Origin of the sequence: Streptomyces sp. NPDC085946 (assembly GCF_044540485.1) — a bacterium.
In the GTDB taxonomy this organism is placed as follows: domain Bacteria; phylum Actinomycetota; class Actinomycetes; order Streptomycetales; family Streptomycetaceae; genus Streptomyces.
The window spans coordinates 41017-60070 of record NZ_JBITSF010000028.1 but is presented as its reverse complement, the minus strand read 5'-3'; the positions used below and the strand labels follow the sequence as shown (position 1 = coordinate 60070).

The 19054-nt window shown below is 68.9% G+C and carries 18 protein-coding genes and 6 pseudogenes; 8 read left to right on the top strand and 16 right to left on the bottom strand.

Annotated features, from left to right (window positions below; all coding sequences use genetic code 11):
* Positions 1 to 183: 183 nt before the first annotated feature.
* From ACIF8T_RS34980 to ACIF8T_RS34945, 8 genes and pseudogenes are all read right to left on the bottom strand, one after another.
* Positions 184 to 416 (bottom strand): annotated as a pseudogene (locus ACIF8T_RS34980) (transposase); the annotation flags it as partial.
* 48 nt (positions 417 to 464) lie between these two features.
* A pseudogene (locus tag ACIF8T_RS34975) lies at positions 465 to 1706 on the bottom strand (IS3 family transposase).
* Between the two features lie 105 nt (positions 1707 to 1811).
* A complete protein-coding gene (locus tag ACIF8T_RS34970) occupies positions 1812 to 2876 on the bottom strand; it encodes a fatty acid desaturase family protein (protein WP_400040802.1) in 1065 nt (354 codons plus the stop codon).
* 505 nt (positions 2877 to 3381) lie between these two features.
* Positions 3382 to 3723, bottom strand: a complete 342-nt coding sequence (locus ACIF8T_RS34965; protein ID WP_400040800.1) for a hypothetical protein — start codon at positions 3721 to 3723, stop codon at positions 3382 to 3384.
* Positions 3724 to 4380: 657 nt separating this feature from the next.
* The gene (locus ACIF8T_RS34960) at positions 4381 to 4650 is read right to left on the bottom strand and encodes a hypothetical protein (protein ID WP_400040799.1); all 270 of its coding nucleotides are present in this window, start codon (positions 4648 to 4650) and stop codon (positions 4381 to 4383) included.
* Positions 4651 to 4655: 5 nt separating this feature from the next.
* Complete coding sequence (locus ACIF8T_RS34955; RefSeq protein WP_400040797.1) at positions 4656 to 5243, bottom strand: DUF5994 family protein; 588 nt, start codon at positions 5241 to 5243, stop codon at positions 4656 to 4658.
* Positions 5244 to 5423: 180 nt separating this feature from the next.
* On the bottom strand, positions 5424 to 5561 hold the full coding sequence (locus ACIF8T_RS34950) for a hypothetical protein (RefSeq protein ID WP_400040796.1): 138 nt from the start codon (positions 5559 to 5561) through the stop codon (positions 5424 to 5426).
* Between the two features lie 32 nt (positions 5562 to 5593).
* Positions 5594 to 5949, bottom strand: a pseudogene (locus ACIF8T_RS34945) (PRC-barrel domain-containing protein).
* Positions 5950 to 6474: 525 nt separating this feature from the next.
* Between ACIF8T_RS34945 and ACIF8T_RS34940 the strand changes: the two are divergent.
* The 4 genes from ACIF8T_RS34940 to ACIF8T_RS34925 all read left to right on the top strand — a co-directional run bounded on the left by ACIF8T_RS34940 (position 6475) and on the right by ACIF8T_RS34925 (position 9293).
* The gene (locus tag ACIF8T_RS34940) at positions 6475 to 8178 is read left to right on the top strand and encodes a SpoIIE family protein phosphatase (RefSeq protein ID WP_400040794.1); all 1704 of its coding nucleotides are present in this window, start codon (positions 6475 to 6477) and stop codon (positions 8176 to 8178) included.
* Positions 8179 to 8430: 252 nt separating this feature from the next.
* Complete coding sequence (locus tag ACIF8T_RS34935; RefSeq protein ID WP_400040792.1) at positions 8431 to 8892, top strand: hypothetical protein; 462 nt, start codon at positions 8431 to 8433, stop codon at positions 8890 to 8892.
* 29 nt (positions 8893 to 8921) lie between these two features.
* Entirely contained in the window at positions 8922 to 9101 is a 180-nt protein-coding gene (locus ACIF8T_RS34930) for a hypothetical protein (protein WP_400040790.1), read from the top strand.
* A gap of 42 nt (positions 9102 to 9143) precedes the next feature.
* Positions 9144 to 9293: an ATP-dependent DNA ligase gene (locus ACIF8T_RS34925; protein ID WP_400040788.1), complete on the top strand. Its 150-nt coding sequence runs from the start codon at positions 9144 to 9146 to the stop codon at positions 9291 to 9293.
* A 285-nt stretch (positions 9294 to 9578) separates the two neighbouring features.
* On the opposite strand, the pseudogene ACIF8T_RS34920 reads toward ACIF8T_RS34925, so the two are convergent.
* A pseudogene (locus ACIF8T_RS34920) lies at positions 9579 to 9814 on the bottom strand (hypothetical protein).
* Positions 9815 to 10490: 676 nt separating this feature from the next.
* Here ACIF8T_RS34920 and ACIF8T_RS34915 point away from each other — a divergent pair.
* A complete protein-coding gene (locus ACIF8T_RS34915) occupies positions 10491 to 10793 on the top strand; it encodes a hypothetical protein (RefSeq protein ID WP_400040786.1) in 303 nt (100 codons plus the stop codon).
* 78 nt (positions 10794 to 10871) lie between these two features.
* Here ACIF8T_RS34915 and ACIF8T_RS34910 read toward each other — a convergent pair whose 3' ends face one another.
* The 6 genes and pseudogenes from ACIF8T_RS34910 to ACIF8T_RS34885 all read right to left on the bottom strand — a co-directional run bounded on the left by ACIF8T_RS34910 (position 10872) and on the right by ACIF8T_RS34885 (position 15660).
* Positions 10872 to 11420 carry a replication-relaxation family protein gene (locus ACIF8T_RS34910; RefSeq protein ID WP_400040784.1) on the bottom strand — a complete coding sequence of 183 codons (549 nt, stop codon included), beginning with the start codon at positions 11418 to 11420 and terminating at the stop codon, positions 10872 to 10874.
* On the bottom strand, positions 11417 to 11626 hold the full coding sequence (locus ACIF8T_RS34905) for a hypothetical protein (RefSeq protein WP_400040783.1): 210 nt from the start codon (positions 11624 to 11626) through the stop codon (positions 11417 to 11419). Before ACIF8T_RS34905 ends, ACIF8T_RS34910 begins: the two co-directional genes overlap by 4 nt.
* Positions 11627 to 12142: 516 nt before the next feature.
* The gene (locus ACIF8T_RS34900; RefSeq protein WP_400040781.1) at positions 12143 to 12514 is read right to left on the bottom strand and encodes an STAS domain-containing protein; all 372 of its coding nucleotides are present in this window, start codon (positions 12512 to 12514) and stop codon (positions 12143 to 12145) included.
* 3 nt (positions 12515 to 12517) lie between these two features.
* The gene (locus ACIF8T_RS34895; protein WP_400040780.1) at positions 12518 to 13987 is read right to left on the bottom strand and encodes a PP2C family protein-serine/threonine phosphatase; all 1470 of its coding nucleotides are present in this window, start codon (positions 13985 to 13987) and stop codon (positions 12518 to 12520) included.
* 209 nt (positions 13988 to 14196) lie between these two features.
* Positions 14197 to 14592: a hypothetical protein gene (locus ACIF8T_RS34890; RefSeq protein ID WP_400040778.1), complete on the bottom strand. Its 396-nt coding sequence runs from the start codon at positions 14590 to 14592 to the stop codon at positions 14197 to 14199.
* Positions 14593 to 14656: 64 nt separating this feature from the next.
* A pseudogene (locus tag ACIF8T_RS34885) lies at positions 14657 to 15660 on the bottom strand (IS5 family transposase).
* Positions 15661 to 15861: 201 nt separating this feature from the next.
* Here ACIF8T_RS34885 and ACIF8T_RS34880 point away from each other — a divergent pair.
* The 3 genes and pseudogenes from ACIF8T_RS34880 (at position 15862) to ACIF8T_RS34870 (ending at position 18020) form a co-directional block, all read left to right on the top strand.
* On the top strand, positions 15862 to 16566 hold the full coding sequence (locus ACIF8T_RS34880; protein WP_400040776.1) for a Mu transposase domain-containing protein: 705 nt from the start codon (positions 15862 to 15864) through the stop codon (positions 16564 to 16566).
* A 2-nt stretch (positions 16567 to 16568) separates the two neighbouring features.
* Positions 16569 to 17359: pseudogene (gene istB, locus ACIF8T_RS34875) on the top strand (IS21-like element helper ATPase IstB).
* A 79-nt stretch (positions 17360 to 17438) separates the two neighbouring features.
* Complete coding sequence (locus ACIF8T_RS34870) at positions 17439 to 18020, top strand: suppressor of fused domain protein (protein ID WP_400040774.1); 582 nt, start codon at positions 17439 to 17441, stop codon at positions 18018 to 18020.
* 277 nt (positions 18021 to 18297) lie between these two features.
* Here the strand turns inward: ACIF8T_RS34870 and ACIF8T_RS34865 are convergent, their stop codons facing one another.
* On the bottom strand, positions 18298 to 18798 hold the full coding sequence (locus ACIF8T_RS34865) for a hypothetical protein (protein ID WP_400040772.1): 501 nt from the start codon (positions 18796 to 18798) through the stop codon (positions 18298 to 18300).
* Between the last annotated feature and the right edge of the window lie 256 nt (positions 18799 to 19054).

Here is a 19054-nt window from a genome sequence, read left to right as displayed (position 1 = left end):
CCGGCGACAGCATGCAGGCGATAGTGCAGGCTGCGGTGTCGGGTCTCCTTTTCCAGATGGGACACACCGTCACGGAACCATCCGACGGCGGTGACCTGCTCGTTCTGGCTGATCGGTAGGTCAGGCGGCTGCTCGTTTCAGCGCCCGTGGGGTGATGGGAAGCCGGTTCAGGCTCTTGGTGCCGCGAGTGAGACAGCGGGTCATCAGGGTATGGCCACCCAGGTGATCAGGGTCTCGGAGTGCTGGACGAGCCGTTCGTAGTCCCTCGCATGTCGGCGGGCCTGCATGATCCAGGACAGCGACCGCTCGACGACCCAGCGGCACGGCAGCACGATGAAGCCGGAGGTATCACGGGGACGGCTGACAGGTTTGATCGTCAGGTTCAGGTGCTTCTTTACCCAGGTCACAAGCCGCCCGCATAGGCGGCGGGCCTTCCCCCGTGGTGGCGAACACGCGGTCTTTGATCACGCGGCGTGCGTGATCCTAGCGATGTAGTGTCGTCGTTCGTATTCGTTGGGGCTGAGGTGGCCGTTGGCAAAGTGTCGGCGGCGGGTGTTGTGGCGGGTCAGCCAGGCGAAGACCGTTCTTCTGCAGGTGACCGGGTCGCCGTAGTCGTGGGCGCCTCGGAAGGGCTCGCGTTTGAGGGAGGCGTGGAAGCTTTCGCAGGCGGCGTTGTCTGCGCTGGTGCCGATGGCGCCCATGGGCCGGGTGACCCCAAGCTGGGTGCAGAGACCGGCAAAGGCCCTGGATCCGTATTGCGCTCCGTGGTCGGAGTGGAACGTCGAGCCGTCCAGGCCTCCGCGGGATCGGGCGGCCGCCTTCAGGACGTCGGTGACCAAGTCGGTGTGCATGTGGTCGGCGATGGACCAGCCGACGACCTTGCGGCTGAAGCAGTCCAGAACCGTCGCAAGGTAAAGGAACCCGCCGTCCGCGAGGGACAGGTGGGTGATGTCGCCCATGTATGTGAGGCCCGGCTCGGTGGCGGTGAAGTCCCGCTGGAACAGGTCCGGGACCTGGGAGGCGGCCGGGTCGGGAACGGTGGTGCGGACGCGTCTGCGCAGGCGGATGCCGGTGATCGAAAACGCCCGCATCACCCGGGCGACCCGCTTCTTGTTGACGTGCAGGCCCCTCTCACGGAGTTCGGCGGTCACCCGCGGAGAGCCGTAGGTGCCGGCGGACTCGCCGTGGACCTCGCGGATCGTCTTCGCCGGGACCCGGTCCCGGTGCTGCCGGGCAGTCCTGGCCTCGCGGCCGGACAGCCACTTGCAGTAGCTGGACCTGTTGAGCTCCAGGACCTGGCAGAGCCGCTTCACCTCCAAGACGCCCCGGTGGTCGTCGACGAACTGGAAGCGGCTCCTCACCAGTTCGTCTCTCCGGCGAAATACTTGGCCGCCTTGCGGAGTATGTCCCGCTCGGTCGCCAGCTTGCGCTCACTGGCCTCGAGCTCGGCGACCAGGGCCTCCATCTGCCGGATACCCTCGTCTGGATCGGCCGACGGTGACGTCCCGGTTAGGGGCCGGCGTCCGACCGGCTGCTGCGGGGGTGGTGGTCCCGCGCCGTTCGCGCTCCCGCAGCACCCAGTTCCGCAGCGTGTTCCTGCTGATGCCCAGGTCGGCGGCAATGCTCTTATAAGTCGCCCCGGGTATGGACTCGAACAGGGCCACGGCATCGGCCTTGAACTCGTCCGAGTAGTCCTTCATCGCCATCGGCGGTCTTCTCGCTTCCTCTGGATCAAGCAGATCCAGTATCAGCGTGTCCACCACTCAGGGGGAGGCTCCTACCGCCGGCTGCGCCACGCGTGACCCAGGTCATCAAACGAGCCGTGATTGCTGCCGTAGCGGGCTGCTTGCCCGGTGCAGGCTCCTGAGTGCTTGCCCGTAGGAGGCAAGGAGCGAGGTCTGAAGGTAGGCCACGCCCAGTTCGTCGCAGTAGCGGTGCACAAGGAGCTGCGCCTTGCGCAGATTCGGCGAGGGCATACTCGGGAAAAGGTGGTGCTCGATCTGGTAGTTCAGTCCGCCCAGCGCCACGTCCGTGCACCAGTTTCCGCGTACGTTACGGGAAGTGAGGACCTGGCGGCGCAGGAAGTCGGGTCGGTCACCGCCGGTGAGGGTCGGCATTCCCTTGTGGTTCGGGGCGAAGATGGCTCCCAGGTAGAGCCCGAACAGGCACTGGTGCACGAGGAGGAACACCACGGCCTTCCCCGGAGACAATATGAGGAACAGCGCGCCGAGGTACAGGACGAAGTGAGCGACGAGGAGAGTTCCTTCGATCCGGCGCTGCTTGAGGGAGCGGTCCGCCAGCGCACGCATTCCTGCGACGTGCAGGTTGAAGCCCTCCAGCGTCAGCAGCGGGAAGAACAGGTACGCCTGCACCCTGCCGAGCAGGCGGGGCAGGCCGGTGGCCTTGCGGGCCTGGGCCTGACTCCAGACCAGGATGTCGGGGGCCACGTCGGGGTCGAGGTCTTCGTGGTTGGGGTTGGCGTGGTGGCGGGAGTGCTTGTCCTGCCACCAGCCGTACCCCATGCCGATCCCCATGTTGGCGGCGAGCCGCCCGATCAGCGCGCTCGAGCGGCTGCGCCGGAACACCTGACGGTGACCGATGTCGTGCGCGACGAGGGCGACCTGTCCGAAGACTGCAGCGAGGAACACGGCGGCGAGCAGCGTCCACCAACTGTCGCCGATCGTCACGAAGGCCAGCCAGCCCACCGCGTAGGCCGCGGTCACCAGCGTCATACGCACGCCGTAGTAGAAAGGGCGGCGCCGCATCAGTCCGGCGTCCTTGATCTGCTTGGACAGGCGCGAGAAGTCACTGCCTGCGCGGCGTTCCCGAGTCGGTGCGACGGTGTTGCCGGCGCGTTGCGTCGTGTCTGTGGTCATCGTCGGTCCTGTCGTTCGCGAACGGAGCGGGGACAGGCCGTCGTCGAAAGACGACGAGTGGTCGGCATGATGTCTCATTTCCCGGTTCCGGCCCGCACGCGGACGACGTCACAACGGCACGTCGCACACGGAATCGGGTCGGGGCGGTAGGGGGATTGAATCTGTCACGTCGCCGTGGCGACGTATCCAGCAGATCGGTTCCACATGGTGCTGGCGCAGCACTTGGGTTCAGCGCGCGTACAAACTTGGCGCGGACACCAGTACTTCTCCAGAAGGTTTGGGAAGAGCAGCCATGAGCCGGGGCATCCTGATTTCAGGGTACACAAGGTGGTGTAAGGGCCAGGTGTGGTCCGAACTCGGCCACGCCAGCGCTCGGTCCGCCTCCGTGCCGGGACCCCTTTGCTGTGCACGTCGCCCCGAATCAACCGTCGAGATTTGAATGACCCATCGGGATCAGTCTTTGGACGCCCTCTGGCCCTCGGATGGCAAAGCCGGTGATCCATGTTCATCCCTTCTGTGCGCCTCTCGCCGGGCGGGCCCACGAGACAACCGTGGTCACTGGCGAGTGTGCGCAGTTCAGACGGCCGGGGTGACGGTTGCGGCTCTCCAGGCGGCTCAGGCGTTCATAGAGGGTGCGGATGAGGCGGACGCGGCTGTGGTCACAGTGCGCGGTGCCCTCCAGCGACGCGGACAGCCTGCCCTCTGCCTCACGCAGGACGATGCCGGCGAGCGCTCGGGGGCCGCTGTCCTTCAGCAGTTGGTCGGCGCGGCGTCGTGCGTCGGCGGCGACGCGGGGGTGGCGGGTCAGTTGGAGGGCGATCTGCTGGTAGTCGCGGGCCGTGAGCATGTCTGGGCCGGTCCACGCGAGGACGGCTTTGACGAGGCTCTCGCACAGTTCGCGCTCGAGCGTGAGTTCCCGCTTCGAGCAGGCCGTCGGGGTCGTGCCGGACCGTGTGCATGCTGATGTGCAGGGTGGGCCTCGCTGCTGGGCCGTCCTCGCGCGGGTGGCCAGCGGCCACCTCTGGGTTTCCTCAGCGCCGTCGGCCCCGTCGTCCTGGTCCTCGGCCCGCGTGGGCTGGCAAGGCCAGGAAAAAGGGAAGCGGTAGACAGGCGGCTGGAGGCCGCGGCCCTCAGGGCTGGGGCGGTGCTGTCAATGTATGGGCGCATGAGACCCCGCCAGTCCGGCTGTTGGTCCGCTGGAGCCTTCCTGCTGGGTATGCACGTCGGCATCGCGGTGCTGCTGGGCTTGCCGTCTTCTCAAGCGGCATGATCATCACGGACGTCGTGTTCCTGCCCGATCGCTTCTGCACCTCCCTGCTCCGCCTGGGACGACGTACGGCCCGACGGCTCGGCGTACGGCTGCCGAGGTCCCGCAAGCACGCGGGAGCCAGGTCCGCGCCCCGGGCTGCCGAACAGGCTGGCACCCGGGGCGAAGAGGCCTGTGGGAGGCGTCGCCGCATCCCGCTGCCTGGCGGTGGAGGTACGCGGTGCCGGTCGGCCGGGTTTACGTCGGGCTCTTGCGGGTGCGGCGAGGACGCAGCGGTCCGCATCCGCCGTCGCGGTGGTCCCGGCGTCCGTTGGTGTCGTTGGCTCCGTGCGCCCGGCTGCGGGCCTTGCGCTCGGTCGGCGGGGCCGGGCCCCGGGCGGCGGAGCCGGAACGGCCGTAGGGGAAGGCACTGATGCGCTCGCCGTGCTGCGCGTTAAGCCGGTGGATCAGGAACGCGCCCAGCACGATCAATGCCAGAAGCGCCATCACCGTCACGAAGGTGTCCATGGTCCTCACGCCCTTGGCGTCCGGTACGGCGGCACGGCCGTGGCCGCCCGGCTCCGAGCGGGCCCGACTGGTCTGGAGGTTTCGTGCCCTCCCTCGGAGTCCCAGGCCGCTTCCACGGTCCGGTCGGTCTCAGCGACGTCCCCCAGATGTGCGGCCTCCTCCATCAACGTGCTCGCGGTGGAGGTGCGCGTCGGGTCGCTCGCGGCGGCCATCAGCCATGCGGCCTCGGCGGGAGGTGTCTGCGGGGGCACCACCAGCAGGTTCCAGCGGCCCACGTGGTAGGAGAGCAGCAGCAGCTCGTGCGGGTCCTGCTCGGCGCGGAACCAGCCCACCTTCACCACGTGCCCGGTGAGGGGCACCTTGCGCGGTATGACTGGCCACTGGCCAGGATTGACGGTGATCCGGGTGATCCGTCCCCACAGCGGATCGAGAACGGCCGCGAGTGCGGGCAGTTCGGCGTCGAGGTCGCGCGAGCGCGGCCACCAGGCGCCGTCCAGCAAGGCCGGTGCGGAACCGGTGGGAGCGAACGAGAGGCGAGGTGAGGGCGCGAGCCCGTCTTCGGGTGTCACCGGGCGGGAGATGGTCGCAGTCATGACGCGAACCCTGCCTCGGGCCGATCGGAACCGGCCCGGCGTATTGGATCACCGAGGACGACACAGGCATGGAGGCCGGTGTTCGAAGGGTCCTCGGTAACTCCAGCATACTCCCCCCGAACGGAGTGTGGTCACGCCCTCGCTTCGTCAGCGGACGGGCCGTCGGCGCAAGTGCCGCGATCAGCGCACGGCGGCGACGGCGACAGCGGCCACGAAGACCGCGATGCCGATGATCAGCAAGTAGCCCAGCCCTTCCGCCATGGCGCCAATGATCCCGAGTACGACGGCCACGAGGACCAGGAAGAGAAAGATTGCCATCAGGGATTCGTCTCCTCGGTGGATGCCTGCGGTCAGCGGCGTGCCAGCTGGCGTTCACCGGCCGCGCCGGGCTGATACGGCATGCCGTAGTACTGGAAGATCGCCTCTTCCTGCTCAGCGGGCAGGACGTCGTCGGTGCCGACCGACGGGGCTTTTCGCACGAGTTTCCTGTCGTACGCGGTCCTGACGTAGCCGGGCCCGAGGACCACGTCCATGAGGGGCAGGAAGACCAGACGATGCCGGGTGGGCAGCCCAGTCTGGACGGTGGCCATGGCCGGTTCGTCGGTCGTGGTGTCGACATAGACCGCTTCGAGCCGGCCGATCTTGCCCCTTTCGGGTCCACGACGTCGTGATTACGCCACTCCTGGATGTCGGCGGGACGGATCATGTCTCTGCATCCTCTGCGGGCCACCGGACCGGTGCGATCCGCTCCCGGCATTCCCCGTCGGGAAACCGGCGGCCTCCCCACCCGCCTGCCCTGGATCGCCCGGCGCAGGCCCCGCCTCCGCTGTCACGAGCCGGTACCGTCCCGACGGGGGAACGAGCCGGGGGGCCGGTTCCGAAGAGCCCGGCTCCTGGCGGCTGCGCGTGGCGCGCACTGACAACCACAACAACCGTGAGGGGCCGAACGGTGAGCGAGCGGGATCACACCTCGACCCCGAAGCATGATCCGTCGGACAGCACACCTAGCGGGTGATGGCCGCCTCGCGCAGTGCCATGAAGCGGTAGGTCAGGACGACTTGGACCGGTCGAGGCCGACCCCGTTCCCTGCCGCTCGGACAGAGCGTTGAAGCAGGTCGTACGGATCGTTGTCAACTCCGGAGTCGTCGATCCGCTGGTGTGTCGGCCTGCCAACGCGTCCGCGGTTTCCGGCGAGGGTTTGCATGACTGGAAAGGCGGCATGGTGGAGGACATGGGAGATCAGGGGCGGTGCCGATCGGCGGCCGAGCCGGATTTCTGGCGGCAGGTCGTCCGACGGCTGGGCACGGCCCTCATCGTGGTGGACCCCACCGGACGAATTCTCGCGGTCAACCCGGCCGCCGAGCGCCTGCTGGGCCGTGCGGCCGCCGCCATGCAGGGCGAGGACGCACACGACCTGCTGCACCGGGACGCGGCCGGCGGCCCGGTTCCCCGGGGGCAGTGCCCGCTGCTGCGGTCCCTGGCCGAGAGAGCCGAGGCACGGGGGGAGGGTGAGATCTGTCTGCGCGGTGACGGCCGTCTGACCGCGATCTCCTGGTCCGCTTCCCCTCTGAGGGACGACGGCGCCTTCCAGGGCATGGCCGTGCTGTTGACCGACGCCGCCGGCGACCGCAGCACGCGCCGGGAGCGTGCGGCCTACACGCGTGCTCTGGAGGACCGCACCGAGCGGCTGACGCTGGTGGCGGAGATCACCGACGTGCTGGGGCAGACACTGGAGGTCGACGAGGCCCTCGCCCGGCTGGGCCGCCTGCTGGTTCCCCGCCTGGCCGACTGGGCGGCGGTGGACCTGCGGGTCGGTACCGGACAGGTCCACCGTGTGGCGGTGACGGGCCCGGGGGGCCGTCACGCCGCGCAGGAGGACTGGCGCGAGCGCCTGCCCCAGACGGAGGTGGGGGCCCGCTCTCCGCTGGTCCAGGTGCTGAACGGCGGTGATCCCGTCCTGCAGCGCGAAGCTGACGTCGCCGCGCCGGCCGGCTCTGCCCTGACCGCCGCCCACAGCGGCTTCCTGCGGGCGGTGGGCGCGACGTCCGCCATCACGGTGCCGCTGGGCTCCGCTCGTCAGGTCACCGGCGCCCTGACGCTGGTGCGCACCGACCCGGCGTCCCCCTTCGACACCGACGACCTGAAAGTGGTGGGCGACATCGGCCGCCGGGTCGGCCTGGTCATCGACAACGCCCGCCGGTTCGGCCGCCAGCGTGCCGTCGCCGAGGCCATGCAGCGCAACCTGCTCGCCCCGCTGCCCCGGCTCGGCCGCCTGCAACTGGCCGCCCGCTACCAGCCCGCCCCGGCCGGCTCCCAGGTCGGTGGCGACTGGTACGACGCCTTCGAGTTGAAGGACGGCACGCTCGCTCTGGTCATCGGCGACGTCGTGGGTCACGATCTCACCGCCGCGGCCGGAATGGCACAACTGCACGGCATCCTGCGGTCACTGGCCTGGGACCGTACCGGCCCGCCCGGTGTCGTCGTCGACCGCCTTGACGACGCCCTGCCCGCTATCACCACCGTTCCCATGGCCACCCTCGTTCTCGCCCTGCTCGAAGGCAGCCCGCACACCGGCCCATGGACGCTGCGGTGGACCAGTGCCGGGCATCCGCCGCCCCTCCTGCTGGCCCAGGACGGGCAGGCTCAGTACCTCGAAGCCGGGCAGGGGCTCCTCCTCGGCGCCGGTTCAGGCACCGTGGGCAGCCGGCCAAACGCCGCGCAGTCGCTGCCGCCGGGTTCCACCCTGCTGCTCTACACCGACGGCCTGATCGAAATCCCTGGCAGCGACCTCGACACCGGCCTTACCCGTCTGCGCCACCATGCCCTCGCTCTCGCCCACGAACCGCTCGACACCTTGTGCGATCAGCTGCTCGACCGCATGCCGCCCGGCAGCACCGACGACGTGGCCCTGCTCGCCCTGCGGCTGCCGTCCTAAAAGGCCATGACGTGCACGACTCTCGACGTGAGCGTTAGGTTTTGAGGATCGGTCGCGGAGCCTTACCCCACTGGTCGATGGGTAAGAGACGGGTTCGCGTGAGACCGCGCACACCGGCTCTTCTTGGTGAGAGGGATCCGGTGTGACGTGGACGCTGCACCGGAGCCGATGCTGAGCGCCCCCGTCTCACGCCGGATCTGAGGCCAGGGTGGGCGGGCGAGCCGAAGTGGGACGGGGTTCCGGGCGGCCGTCTTGGTCGACGCGGACCGGATAGTGCTGCGTTCCAGGCGCGGCACGGAAATGGGGCCGGCGTCTCCGGAGATCGCGGCCGGGGCCGTGCATCTGCCGGATGCGACCGTGATGGACGGCGAGCTGGTCGTATGGGACACGGCGGGTTGCCTCGCGTTCGAGCGGTTGCAGAACCGGCTGGCCCGGCGTGGTGCCGGGCCAGTGCGGGCAGCCGAGGAGTGGCCGGCCCACTTCGTGGCGTTCGATCTGCTCAGGTTGTCCGGGACGGAGACGACCGGGTGGCCGTATCGGCGGCGCCGGGCAGCGTTGGAGTCCGTGTTCGCCGCGCGCCGGGTCTTCGCGCCGTGGTCGCTGTGCCCGTCGACCACCGATCCGGCCGCCGTGCGCGAGTGGCTGTCGTGGGCGTCGGTCGGGATGGAGGGCGTGGTCTTCAAGCGGTTCACCGATCCCTATGGCCGTCGGTGAGGGTCTGGTAGAAGTACAAGATCCGCGAGATGAGCGAGGCGGTCGTCGGTGCGGTCACCGGCTCGCTGGCCGCTCCGCGGACGCTGCTGCTCGGCGGGTACGACGACGAAGGCCGCTTCCAGTACGTCGGCCGCACGACCACGCTGGCCCGGATGGCGGGCGCGGCTCTCGCCGACCTGCTCGCTGAGGAGCGAGGCGGGCATCCGTAGACGGGTTGGTCGTTCTCTGCCGGGTGGGGCAGCCGGGAGTAGTTGGACGTCACGCTGGTAAAGCCCGAGCTGGTGGTGGAAGTCGACGTCGTCCGCGACGCCCCCGGCCGGTGGCGTCACCCCGCCCGCTGGCACCGCACCCGCCCCGACCTGTCCCCCGCCAACGCTCTCTGGCTGACGTCGCCGGGCTGACGGTGGCGCGGTGTGGTGGCCCGGCCGACGCGCGACCGGCTGAGCGCGCCCCGGTCTCCGGCCGCAGCCGTGCCGCCCATCCCGCCCGTCCCTTATTCCTTCACTCAAGCCAGGGGACATGGGCGAAAGCGGTTGCAACGGAGATGTCAGCGCCCTGACCACAACGAAACTGCGTGGTGACTTGCACGGACACAGGAAGGGCTCTCTGGGGCGCGAAACAGTAGGCGTAACCCCAGTCGCAACAGATGGCGCAACCTCGTGCTCCTGGTCGACCGAGGCGTCCGGTCACGCGGCCCGGACATCTCCCCGGTCACGGGCCAGCTGGCGCAGCTCGGAGCGGGCCGCTGGCACCGAGGGGATCGTCTCCCAGTAGGGGTTCCACCACAGTCGCACGGACAGGAGCAGCAGGCGGCGGCGCAGGGTGGTGGTGTCGCGGGGGCGGGGTGCTGCGAGCGCTTGGTGGGGGCGTTCCAGACTGCTTGCGTCTGCACCAGGTCGTTGGGGAAGTCGCTCACATCCATACCAGCATGATTGCTTGTTCGATTTGCGTGTCACTTCGGACACGCTCCGGCCGGAGACGTGGCCGGGGTTGCGCCAGCTATGGCCGGCCTCACGATCGGGCCTGTGGCGTCCCACCATGGCGGCCCCGGCCTGCTCCGGATCGGCAGTCGATCGGGGGATTTTCCCTTCGCGTACGCGGGCGCAGCCCTAGCGATGCGCGACCAACTTGCCTATTTGAACACAATTTTGACAGCTTTCCAGGTGTTCTTCGGGTCCTGTGCGCTGCTTCCGGCGAACGAGCGAGAGGTGATCTCATGCGACGAACCGAGTACGACGCGGGGCAGGCCGCCAAGCGCCTGAAGGTGCTCGCAGCGGCCTTCCGGTGGGCCCGGCACACCGGCTTGATCCCCGCCCCGGACACGTCGTCCTGCCAGTGGTCCCGGGCCGCCGTGGAGGCGCTGGACGCCGACGCCATCCGGGCCGCGATGCCCTCCCCGCCGATCTCCGGCGGCGCGGCGGCGGACCGAATCGCCGGCGCGCTCGGCACCCCGAACGTAATCGGCGTGAAGGCGAACGTGACGGCGTTCGTGGTGCGCCGGTTCGTGGACCGCGGACTGCTGGTCGATCTGAGCGCGAACCCCAACGGGACGCCGCACCCGTCCCGGCCAGGTCGGCCAGGTCTGCTGGCGCGAGGACTTGGCGGACCTGGTCGCCGCCGACACCCCGCTCGGGCCCGAGCAGGCCGCCGCCCGGCTTGGGGTGCGCAGGGTCGAGTTCGATTGGATGATGCGGCTCGGCCGGGTCCGCTCGCCGCAGTCGATCGAGGTCCGCTTCGGCACGAGCCGGGCCGGGGCCATCGACGTCGCGCTCTACACCACCGCGTCCGTCGACGCGGTCGTCCCCGCATACCCGGAGGTCGGCAGGGAGCAGCTGCGCGCGGTGGAGAAAGGCCGGCGCTCCCCACTCGCCGTGCTGGCGAAGCAGGCCGCCCCGGCCTGACCGGCGCGGCGTGGTCAACGAGGGCGCTCCCCCACGGCTGCGGTGTTGGGGAGTGTCGCCGTCTCCGGCAGCTCTGTCTCAGCGGCCGGGCGGTTTGGGGTAGCGGGCGCGGCGCCGGTCCGGGTCGTCGACGCCGATCTCGTAGCAGGCATCGCCGCGCTTCAGCCGGGGCAGGTTGTTCACCCAGACCGCGACGTTGATGCCCTCCACGTCGTCGGCGAGCGCCTTCAGCCGGTTGTCGAGCAGGTGCTCCGCCTCGCCCGCCAGGGCGACGTGCAGCCGGGGGAAGGCCTTCGAGCGGGTGCAGCGGTGGCGCTGCCAGAACGGGAGCGTCGTGCCGATCGTACCGCGGGCGCCTTCCCAGACGCGGTGCCCGGCGTAGCGCTCGTAGTCCCAGACCTCACGTGCGAGGCGGGCCTGGGACATGGTGCCGTTGTCGAGCTCGAAGAGGCGCACCTCGCTGGTCTTGGTCGACCACGCAAGGACGGCATCGGTGTTGAAGCTCAGGCCGGTCTCCTTGATGGCGTGGTTGACCTCCGCCTGCCAGTCGGTCAGGTGCTTGCGGCCGCTGTAGGCGAGGATCATGTCCGTCACCGCGAAGCCGTGCGGACCGAGCCCGGCCTTCACCCCTTCGCTCCGGTGTCGGCCTTCGGGCGGAAAGGCAGCTCGTTGCCGTCGGCCAGAGCCTTCTGCTCCGCCGGGGTCAGGTTCCAGGTCGGGTGCCTGCCCGCTTTGCCGTTCGTCTCCGCCAGTCCGAGCTCCACCGGCTTGTTCATCGCCCTGCGCACGTACGACCGGCCGTCGGCATCCTCCGCCGTGATCACCCGGGCCATCTGCCTCACCGTGGCTATCCGCACACATCCCAGCATCCGCAGCACATCGGCCCGCACCTTGGCCGCGAGTGGACTTCTTCCCGTTCGCCGCCGTCTCAGGGGAAGGGAGAAAGGTGTCAGCGTGCCGGGAGGCCCCCTGGCGGGCGATGTGAGCTGCGGTGATCGGGACGACGTGGAATCGTTCGCGGCACTGGTCACGGCACTGGATTTCGGGCCGCCCGAGGGCCGATCGGCACCCCTTGACCGGGCCGGGCGCGGCTCCGGGTCGGGCTGCCGGGCGCTGCTGGTATAGGTCATGGCAAGGCTCCTCACGCAGGTGGCGCGGGGGTTCGAATGGAATCCTCCCGTCACCTGCTAGAGGTGCGGCGAAAGGCGGGGGTGTGACACTTGCCTGAGCGCCGTTACCGCTCCGTGATCGTCAGGCGGGCGCGGCTGTCCTGTGTCGTTGATCTTGGACGGTTTGTCACTGAAGTTGGATCGGGCCGCTGGGGCGGTGTGGCCGCTGGATTGGCCGGGTCACGCGGGCTCCGGCGTGGCAGTGAGGCGGGCGTTCATCGCGGCCTCGGTGCTGGGATAGGACGGCATGAGGGTGCTCAGGCCGGTGAGATCGAGCATTCGGGACAGGCGGTCGGGGACTGCGGCCAGGGTCAGGGAGCCGTTTGCGGCCGTCGCGCAGCGCATGATGCCGATCAGGGCGTTGAAGCCGGAGGAGTCGCAGAAGGTGATCCCGGTCAGGTCCAGGATCAGGTGCGGGTGTCCTTGGGCGATGACGTCCAGTGCTTCTTTGCGCAAGGCGGGAGCGGTGTGTGTGTCGATCTCTCCGCCGACGCACAGGACCGCCAGGTGTCCGTCGGTGTGGGTGGTGGTGAGGGTGAGGTTGTCGATCACGCGTCAGCGCTCCTGGTCGGCGCAGACGGCGCCAGCGACGGGCGTGGCCAGGTTGCGGGCCGTGGATGCGGCGGCCGTCTGCTCGGTGGCCGGTGCCAGGGGTACGGACAGCGCGAGTAGGGCGACGTCGTCACCGGTCCCGGTGGGCAGATCGGTGATCCCGGTGGGCAGATCGGTGATGAGGGCGATGGTGTCTTCGATCAGGCGGCCGGCGTCCGGGGTGGTGCGGGTGGCGAGAAAAGCGGCCACGCCTTCCTCACCCAGCATGGTCCCGTCCGGCAGGCGGGCCTCGGTGAGCCCGTCGGTGTAGAGCAGCAGGCCGTGGCCCGGGGCAAGGTGGAAAGTGTGGGAGGCGAAGCGGGCGCCTTCCAGTGCGCCCACGAGCATGCCGCCCCTGGGCCGTATCCCGTTCACCACCATCGCGCCGTCATCCCCGTGCTGCATGTGGAAGACGGGGGGATGGCCTCCCGTGGCCACACTCACGGTGAAACCGCCGCCCGGGGCGGGCTGCAGGGTGCCGAAGACACAGGTGCAGAACCGGCTGCCCATCGACGGATCGAGCAGCAGGGCGCTGTTGAGGGTGTCGAGGACTTCGGTGGGATCGTCGTGGTGCTGGGCGGCTGCGCGCAGGGTGTAGCGAGTCAGCGAGGTGACGGCGGCGGCTTCGGCGCCCTTGCCGCACACGTCCCCGAGGAAGAACGCCCAGCGCTGTCCGCCCAAGGAGAAGACGTCGTAGAAGTCACCGCCGACGTCCCGGGGCGAGTCGGTCTGGTAATGGCAGGCCAGCTCCAGCCCCGGAACCGGCGGCAGCGCGGGAGGCAGCAAGGTGCGCTGGAGGGTGGTGGCGAACGCGGTGATCGCCTCCGTGTCCCGCTCGGCCCGCGCCCGCGCCTCCTCCTCCGCCTTGCGGCGTTCCTGCTCCTCGCGCAGCAGCCGCAGACCCGAAAGTCGCAGCTCCATGGCGTCCAGAACCACAGCGGCCAGGTCGGCCAGTGTCGCGGTGTCGGCCTCGGTGATCAGACGCGGTTTGGTGTCCAGGATGTTGACCGTGCCCAGCCGGTGGCCGTCGGCGGTGATGATCGGCGCCCCCGCGTAGAACCGCACCCCCAAAGGACCGGTGACCAACGGATTGGTGCAGGCGGTCGGATCGGTAAGGGTGTCGGGGATCACCAGCGCGTCATCGCGCAGGATCGCCGACCCGCACAGTCCCGGGTCCCGGCCGATCTGCCCGACCCCTTCCAGGCCGTGAATGGCCTTGAACCAGATCCGGTCGGCATCGACGATCGTCACGCTGGCCACAGGGACATCGAACAGGCGGGCAGCCATCGCCGCGACCCGGTCGAACGCCCCGTCGGGCGGCGTGTCGAGGATGTCGTAGCGGCGCACCGCCTCCATCCGCGCCGCCTCCACCTCGGCCGGCGGTACCCGCCCCAACCGCGACTCACCCGGCAAAGCCTCAGGCGCACCTGCCATCGCTCAGCTCCTGTCTTCTAAGACGGAACCGGCCCCAGCGCCCAGTCCTCGACCACCGACCCTACGACAGCAGGCAAATACCGAAACGCCTCTGCCTCCCGCGCATCACCCACTCATCCACGCTGTATCTCTACATGAACACGCCAAAATCCAGCAATCTTCAAGATTTTACCGGCCCGACTTCAACGGCAATCGGACCACGTCCGATGTCACAGGACAGCGGCGCAGAGCTCGGAGACGATCGCGAACGAGGTGGTCACCATCTCCGCCGCCATGGCCGGCGGCATCACCGCGTGCGTGGTCTGGCCGTGCGCCATGCCGTTGCGGATCTTCCGGCTGTAGCCGAGGTGCTTCGCCTGCCGTTCCGTCAGGATGCCCACATCGGTGCCCTGCTTGATGAGCTGGAACAGCGGCTTGGTGCCCGCGTCCGGGATCCGGTCGCGCAGCACGGTCTCCACCGCGATCAGGGAGTGCATGACCGCCACGGTGGAGAACTCGTAGCAGTAGTACGACTGGCGCAGCAGCTCGCGGGCCGCATGCAGGGCGGTCGCTGCGGCCTCGGGCACGCCGGTGGGCACGACCAGGTCCCAGGCGAGGTCGTGCATGCCGACGTAGCTACTTCCGCCGCAACCACTTCGTCCCCGTCCTAGGCCCTGTGTGATGTCGTGATCAATCGGCTGCTCGCAGGAGGTACTCGAGCCAGATCATTGAGGCGCGGAGTTCGAGACCGGCGAGGTAGCTCTCGGGTGTCTTGTCGAAGCGGGTGGCGATGCCGCGCCAGTCCTTCAGCCGGTTGATCAAGCGCTCGACGGTGTTGCGTTCCTTGTAGAGGTCGGTGTCGTGGCGGACGGGCCGCCCGCCCCGGCTGCCTCTCTTCTTGCGGTTGGCGGCCTGGTCCTTCTTCTCCGGAATGACCGCCTTGATGTGGCGTTTCCGCAGGTGGGCGCGGTTGGCGCGGGACGAGTAGGCCTTGTCCGCGGCGACCGCGTCCGGGCGGGTGCGGGGCCGGCCGACCGGCAGGCGGACGCGAACCTTGTTCAGCACGGGGATGAACTGCGGGCTGTCCGCGGCCTGCCCGGCGGTCAGGACGAACGCCAGCGGCCGGCGTCTGCGGTCGGCGGCGAGGTGAATTTTGCTGGTCAGCCCGCCACGGGATCGGCCGAGCAGGGCTTCCTTCAGGCGGAGCCGGTGTCGCCGGCGGACGCGTCGGCGTTCTTCCCGCTCCGGCCCGTTTCCGCCCCGCTGCCCGTTGTGTTCCGCCTCGCCGCCCCTTTTTGCCGGGCCTGTTCCTGCTCGGCGGCGGCTTCTTCCAGAGCCTCCATGACGTCCTCGCCGACGAGCATCCCGGCGGCGTCGTGATGGGCGCGGACGGTCGTGGAGTCCACGCTGACCAGGGACAAGTCCGTCCTGCCCCGGCGGGCGGCCTCAGCGATCAGGCCCTCCAGCAGGGCGGTGAAGACACCGGCGTTCCGCCAGACCCGGAAGCGTCCATAGACGGTCGGCCACGGCCCGAACTCGCCCGGCATCTCACGCCACTGCGCGCTGGTCCTGAACCGCCAGATCATTCCCTCGAACTGCTCCCGCAGCCGCTCGGGGTACGGGCCGTACTCGCCTATCGGCAGGTACGGCTCGATCAACTTCCACTGCTCGTCGGTAAGTTGCCTGCGCGTCACGACCGTCTTCCTACCGGATCCGTCCTCCAGACGGACCCGGATCGGTGAGACTGATCACAACATCACACAGGCCCTAGGTCTCCTCGCTCGCCGAGCTGAACGGGATGGTCGAGCAGTGGGACCGATAGTGATGACGCCCGCCGGATCGGCTCCAGGTCCCGGACCATCGCCGAGGACTTCACGCTCGAACAACCGCTGCTGATGCCATTGCCGGAGGAGCCGTTCGAGACCGGGCTGCTGTTCACCCCGCGAGTCGACCGCTACGGCCAGATCCCGGTCCGCACGAACCGCTACTCGGTCTCCATCCGGCTGATCGGCAAACGGGTTCGAGTAATCCTTCACGCCTCTCACCTGGTGACTTACGACCAGAACGTGGATGTGGCACGGCACGAGCGGTTGATCGCCAAAGGCGCCGTCCGCTTGGAGATGGACCACTACCTGGAGGTCCTGGTCCGCAAGCCCGGAGCCTTCCCCGGCTCGACCGCTCTCGAACAGGCCCGTTCGGCCGGCAAGTTCACCCCGGTCCACGACGCCTGGTGGGCCCAGGCCATGAAGATCCACGGCGAGCGGGACGGCACCCGCGTGCTGATCGAGGTGCTGCTTCTTGGACGCCACATGACGCACGAACATGTCGCCGCCGGCCTGGCCGCAGCCCTGCGGGCCGGGGCCATGACCGCGGATGCAGTCGCTCTGGAGGTCCGCAAGGCCGCCCAGGCCGAGACCGAGCCCACACTGGACGCCCGGCCCCTCGGCCAGCTGCCGGCGACGGTGACTTCCCTGCACGAGTGGCGCCTGGCGCATCTTCCGCCGGACACCAGGCCGCTGCCCTCGGTGTCCCACTACGACCAGTTGGTCCGACGCCGCCGCACCAGCGGCAGCGGCCACAGTGAGGGAGAAGCGCAGTAACCATGCCCCGCCAGCGAGGCTTGACCGAGCAGGCCGCCGACGCCTCGATCGACTCCGCCTGCCGCTTGCTGCGGCTGCCGTCGATCCGCAACGAGTTCTCCGACATCGCCGACCGGGTGATCAAGGACCAGATGACCTACCGCGGCTTCCTCGCCGAACTGCTGATGGCCGAGTGCGACGACCGGACCCGCCGCAGGTCGGAGAGGCGGATCAAGGCAGCCGGCTTCCCGCGGGAGAAGTCCCTGCGGTCCTTCGACTTCGACGCCAACCCGAACATCGACCCGGCCACCATCCACACCCTCGCCAGCTGCGAATGGATCAAGAAGAGCCAGCCCCTCTGCCTCATCGGCGACTCGGGCACCGGCAAGTCCCACATGCTCATCGCGCTGGGCACCGAGGCCGCGATAAGGGTTACCGCGTCCGCTACACGCTCGCGACGAAGCTGGTCAACGAGCTGGTCGAGGCCGCGGACGAGAAGCAGCTGAACAAGCCCATCGCCCGCTACGGCCGCGTCAATCTCCTCTGCATCGACGAACTCGGCTACATGGAACTCGACCGCCACGGCGCCGAACTCCTCTTCCAAGTCCTGACCGAACGCGAGGAGAAGAACAGCGTGGCCATCGCCTCCAACGAGTCGTTCGGCGGCTGGACCAACACGTTCACCGCCCCCCGCCTCTGCGCGGCCATCGTCGACCGGCTCACGTTCAACGGCACCCTCATCGAGACCGGCCCCGACTCCTACCGCCTCGCCAGCACCCGAGCCCGAGCCGAGGAGCCGGTCAATGCCAGCTGAACCATCCGAGTCCGCCCTGCCTGCAGCGGGGCGGACTCACAGCCAGGACACCTGGGCCAGCCGTGAGATCCTCTCCATCATGTTCGAGAACGAGCGCAACCAGCGGGCGATAGCAGGCGTAGAGGCCCACGTTCGCGAGTTCTTCACCGGCCACATGATCACGGTCAGCGACTACGACCTGGGACCTGGACGCAGGGAAGCTGTTCCCGACCTGCGGATTCTCACCGTCAGCCCAGGACCGCGCGCCGACAGCTGGGCCTACATCACCGCCGGCTGCTGGTCCACGGTTGAGACGGACGGCCACGGACTCGAATTCGTCCTCACCGCTCCCGTCCGCGACGAACGCTTCGCTGCTCTCCTGGCCATGACCGCCTACTACCACTCCGATCACCACCTCGATCTCGAGCACAGCCTGCCCATCGGGGAGCCGTGGCTGCCCGGGTCCCGCTGCGACCACCTGCTGGTCAGCCTTCCCTACCTCCACGGACCTGACCTCGAGCAGTGCCCACTGCCGGACGGCGATGCCCGCATCCTCTGGGTTCTGCCGGTCACCGCAGCCGAGATGGCATACCGCCGCGAGCACGGCCACGAAGCCCTTGAACAACTTTTCGACGAGCACGCGATCGTCCCGACCGATCCAAGGCGTCCATCCGTCGTCTGACCTAGTGAGCTTCTGGGACGCAAGCGGCAGCCACGGAGTCTTCCAGTGCCGTCAAAACTCGTCGACATGTCGAGGCGCAGTGATCACCGACTGCCGCCCAAAGCCATCGACAATCGCTGTCCGTTTTCATCAGCGAAGCCAGTAGTGGTTGTTGACGGTCTCGGGAGGAAGCCGAACCGCTTCGGGGCCGGTGCTCGTGAGAACGGCAGGCGCCTGGCAGCCCGCCTTGCTCCCGGACGTCGCGGCGATCCTTTCGGTGACGGAGCCACGGTGCACCTCAGGTTGTTCGCCAGCGCGGGGCCTGGTCATCGGGGGTGTCCGGGGAGGCGAAGTGGAACGGCACCTTAAGGGAGTCGGCCAGGGCCCGGCCCGCGGCTGCGGCAGCAAGGCCCGGTGGGTGTCCGCCAGGGTAGTGGTGGACGGTCGCCAGATGGCCTTCCCCAGCCGGGTCTTCCAGGACCGCAATCAGTACCACGAACCAGTCATGGACGGTGTCGCCGTCCCACAGGGCCTCGATGGCGGCCACCTGGCCTGGGAGTGCCGTGGTGCGGGCTGTGAGTGTAGGGAGGTCGAGCGGATCGGGTGGCCTGTGCCGTACACGGTCTGCGAGGGCCTCGTAGCGCGCGTGGACCACCTGCTCAGCCTCACGCAGGCCCGGTCCCAGTGGTCGCAGGGCCTCCCACACGGTCTTGACTGCCATCAAGCGGCGATCACGCAGCACACTCGCGTCGGCCTCCCGGCGGGTCTGCTCCTCCAGATAGGCCCACCAGCCGCTCATCCGGCGTCCGGGTGGGATTGCGTGGCGCGTGTCATGGCCCGACCGTACGGCAGCACACCACGAACGCCCCAGCCGGCTCCGGGAACACAGAATGCTGCCGGTACCCGTGAACATCCCGCCCCGGTTCCGGGTGCCTTGTGTCTTTCGAGCCGGTGTCGAAGCGCTGTCCGTCCTCATGGACGAAGCCGACTCTGCTTCTCTTTTCCGGACTACGCGCCCCACACCAGTAAGGCTTCAAGGTCGCGGTAGGAGCGGG

Excerpts from the sequence above, each read along its gene's own strand:
- ACIF8T_RS34970 (WP_400040802.1), bottom strand. The coding sequence starts at position 2,876 with ATGACCACAGACACGACGCAACGCGCCGGCAACACCGTCGCACCGACT.
- ACIF8T_RS34965 (WP_400040800.1), bottom strand. The coding sequence starts at position 3,723 with ATGCTCACGGCCCGCGACTACCAGCAGATCGCCCTCCAACTGACCCGC.
- ACIF8T_RS34960 (WP_400040799.1), bottom strand. The coding sequence starts at position 4,650 with ATGGACACCTTCGTGACGGTGATGGCGCTTCTGGCATTGATCGTGCTG.
- ACIF8T_RS34955 (WP_400040797.1), bottom strand. The coding sequence starts at position 5,243 with ATGACTGCGACCATCTCCCGCCCGGTGACACCCGAAGACGGGCTCGCG.
- ACIF8T_RS34950 (WP_400040796.1), bottom strand. The coding sequence starts at position 5,561 with ATGGCAATCTTTCTCTTCCTGGTCCTCGTGGCCGTCGTACTCGGGATC.
- ACIF8T_RS34940 (WP_400040794.1), top strand. The coding sequence starts at position 6,475 with ATGGGAGATCAGGGGCGGTGCCGATCGGCGGCCGAGCCGGATTTCTGG.
- ACIF8T_RS34930 (WP_400040790.1), top strand. The coding sequence starts at position 8,922 with ATGAGCGAGGCGGTCGTCGGTGCGGTCACCGGCTCGCTGGCCGCTCCG.
- ACIF8T_RS34905 (WP_400040783.1), bottom strand. The coding sequence starts at position 11,626 with ATGGCCCGGGTGATCACGGCGGAGGATGCCGACGGCCGGTCGTACGTG.
- ACIF8T_RS34895 (WP_400040780.1), bottom strand. The coding sequence starts at position 13,987 with ATGGCAGGTGCGCCTGAGGCTTTGCCGGGTGAGTCGCGGTTGGGGCGG.
- ACIF8T_RS34890 (WP_400040778.1), bottom strand. The coding sequence starts at position 14,592 with ATGCACGACCTCGCCTGGGACCTGGTCGTGCCCACCGGCGTGCCCGAG.
- ACIF8T_RS34880 (WP_400040776.1), top strand. The coding sequence starts at position 15,862 with ATGCCATTGCCGGAGGAGCCGTTCGAGACCGGGCTGCTGTTCACCCCG.
- ACIF8T_RS34870 (WP_400040774.1), top strand. The coding sequence starts at position 17,439 with ATGTTCGAGAACGAGCGCAACCAGCGGGCGATAGCAGGCGTAGAGGCC.
- ACIF8T_RS34865 (WP_400040772.1), bottom strand. The coding sequence starts at position 18,798 with ATGAGCGGCTGGTGGGCCTATCTGGAGGAGCAGACCCGCCGGGAGGCC.